This window comes from Methylobacterium sp. B1, from assembly GCF_000333255.1.
Lineage (GTDB): Bacteria > Pseudomonadota > Alphaproteobacteria > Rhizobiales > Beijerinckiaceae > Methylobacterium > Methylobacterium fujisawaense.
This window is the reverse complement of the sequence record NZ_BACT01000118.1, coordinates 1-2,223: the sequence shown is the minus strand read 5'-3', so window position 1 is coordinate 2,223 and position 2,223 is coordinate 1. Positions and strand designations below refer to the sequence as shown.

General features: G+C 71.1%; 3 protein-coding genes and 1 pseudogene. 3 read left to right on the top strand and 1 reads right to left on the bottom strand.

Going from position 1 to position 2,223, the window contains the following annotated elements; translation table 11 throughout:
• Window positions 1-359 (bottom strand): annotated as a pseudogene (locus I53_RS03550) (nicotinate phosphoribosyltransferase); the annotation flags it as partial.
• A gap of 14 nt (window positions 360-373) precedes the next feature.
• Between I53_RS03550 and I53_RS03545 the strand changes: the two are divergent.
• The 3 genes from I53_RS03545 to I53_RS03535 form a co-directional block, all read left to right on the top strand.
• Window positions 374-784, top strand: coding sequence for a hypothetical protein (locus tag I53_RS03545; RefSeq protein ID WP_251982205.1), 411 nt, complete (start codon window positions 374-376; stop codon window positions 782-784).
• Between the two features lie 224 nt (window positions 785-1,008).
• A complete protein-coding gene (gene infA, locus I53_RS03540; protein ID WP_012320343.1) occupies window positions 1,009-1,284 on the top strand; it encodes a translation initiation factor IF-1 in 276 nt (91 codons plus the stop codon).
• A partial coding sequence (locus tag I53_RS03535; protein ID WP_051044652.1) for a DMT family transporter occupies window positions 1,281-2,223 on the top strand: 943 nt, incomplete at its 3' end. The genes infA and I53_RS03535, both read left to right, overlap by 4 nt.

Sequence of the window (2,223 nt, the reverse complement as noted above, 5' to 3'; positions counted from 1 at the left end):
GCGCTTCTGAGCCGCTCGATCTTCTCCCAGACCCGGGTCATGGCCCGGGCGTAGAGCACCTGAAGGTCGAGCTTGCCGAGGCCCCGCAGCACGGCGCGCGCCCGCAGCTCGTTGAGGATCGCGAGCGCCGGGACCTCCCACATCGTGGTCTCGATCCAGGGACCGTGGAAGGTCAGCTCGTACTGGCCGTCATGGACGGCGAGCTCGTAGTCGGGGAGCCGGAAGGTCTCGAACCACGCCACGAATTCCGGCCCGAGGATGCGCCCCTGGCCGCGGAACACGTTGCCGCGCAGCCAGGTGATCTCGCTCTTGCTCAGCCGCAACGTCCGGGCATGATCGAGCTGTTCGCGCGGCCGGCCTCGGCACGACCCTGGTGGCGAGCGATGGCATCCTCGACCCGAGCTTCGCCGCGGCGGCCGGCGCAGACGGGGACGGGACCGTGATGACCCTGGCGCCCGATCCACCGCGCCTGCCCGAACCGCGCGGCGCCCGCCCGGCGCCGCGGAGTCCCGAGGCCGAGAGCGTCGCGGCTGGGGCCTACGCGGCCGTGGAGCTCCTGACCCAGGCGACCGAGCGCGCCCGGGCGGCCGATCCGAAGACCGGCCGCATCGCCGACGGCCGCAAGGTGGCCGAGGCCCTACGGGCGGGGCCGTCGCGGACGCTGCTCGGATCCGTGGCCTTCGATGCCCGGGGCGACCGCTCCGCAGCGCCGATCGCCCTCCGGATCTGGCGCCGGACCGCGGATGGGCGCCTCGACTATGCCGGCAACGACGCGGAGCCCTGAAAGCCGGTGATGAAAACCGGCGAAACGTGTCGATGACGGAACGGGTTCGGCGTCCGTGACTTGCGGCGGGTTCCCGCGGGGACTACATGCGGGCGGTGCTGCTGAGCTGGCGCGGGCGGTCCATCGGATCGGATCCGCGCCCTGCGGCGTTTCCCGAGCTCGATGACAGCTGAACACGCATTGCCGGAACGCCTGCTGCCGGACGGTCCGACTGGAGAAGGTGCATGGCGAAAGAAGAATTGATGCAGTTCGACGGTCTCGTGATCGAGATCCTGCCGGACGCGCGCTACCGCGTGCAGCTCGACCAGGGCCACGAGATCGTGGCCTACACGGCCGGCAAGATGAAGAAGAACCGCATCAAGACGCTGGCCGGCGACCGGGTCACGGTCGAGATGTCGCCCTACGACCTTGAGAAGGGGCGCCTCGTGTTCCGCCACAAGGACGAGCGCTCGTCCGGCCCCCGTCCGCCCGTGCGCGGCGGCCAGTTCCGCCGCCGGTGAGGATCCGGGGCGCGAGCCGGGCTTCCCCGGCCGCGTCCGCCTACCTGCTGCTGACCGTCACGGCGCTCCTCTGGGCCGGCAACGCCGTCACCAGCCGCTGGGCGCCCGGCCACGTCTCGCCCCAGGTCATCACAACGCTTCGCTGGGCGGTCGCCTGCCTGGTCCTCATGCCCTTAGCCGGCACCCGGCTCCTGGCCGCTTGGCCGGAGCTTCGGCCCCACTGGCTGCGCATCCTGCTGATGGGCGGCCTGGGCTACACGGCCTTCAACTGTCTGTTCTATGCGGCCGGCGTTCATACCGGCGCGATCAACCTCGCCCTGTTCCAGGGGGCGATCCCGGTCCTGGTGATCGTCCTGAACCGGCTCGCCTACCGGGTGCCGGTCACGCCTGGGCAGGTGCTCGGCGTCGTTCTGACGCTGATCGGCGCGGGACTCGCCGCCACCCATGGCGATTGGTCGGTGCTGACGAACCTCGCCTTCAACCGCGGCGACGTGCTCGTCTTCGCGGCCTGCCTGCTCTACGCGGGCTACACGGTCGTCCTGCCGACGCGCCCGAAGGTGCCGGCGCTCGTGTTCTTCGCCGCGATGGCCATCGCGGCGTTCGTCACATCCCTGCCGCCCCTGGCCGTCGAGTGGGCGACGGGGCACGCCGTCTGGCCCAACCGCGCGGGCTGGATCATGGTCGCCTTCGTCGGCCTCGGGCCGTCGCTTCTGGCGCAGCTCTTCTTCATGCGCGGCGTCGAGCAGATTGGCCCGAATCGCGCCGGCCTGTTCGTCAACCTCGTGCCGATCTTCGGCGCGATCCTCGCCGTCCTGCTGGTCGGCGAGCCGTTCGGGGCGACGCAAGCGCTCGCCCTGGCCCTGGTGTTGGCCGGGATCGCCTGCGCCGAGCGCCTGAAACCGGCGCTCGCCGCGGAGGCGACTCCGGAAGCCGCTTATT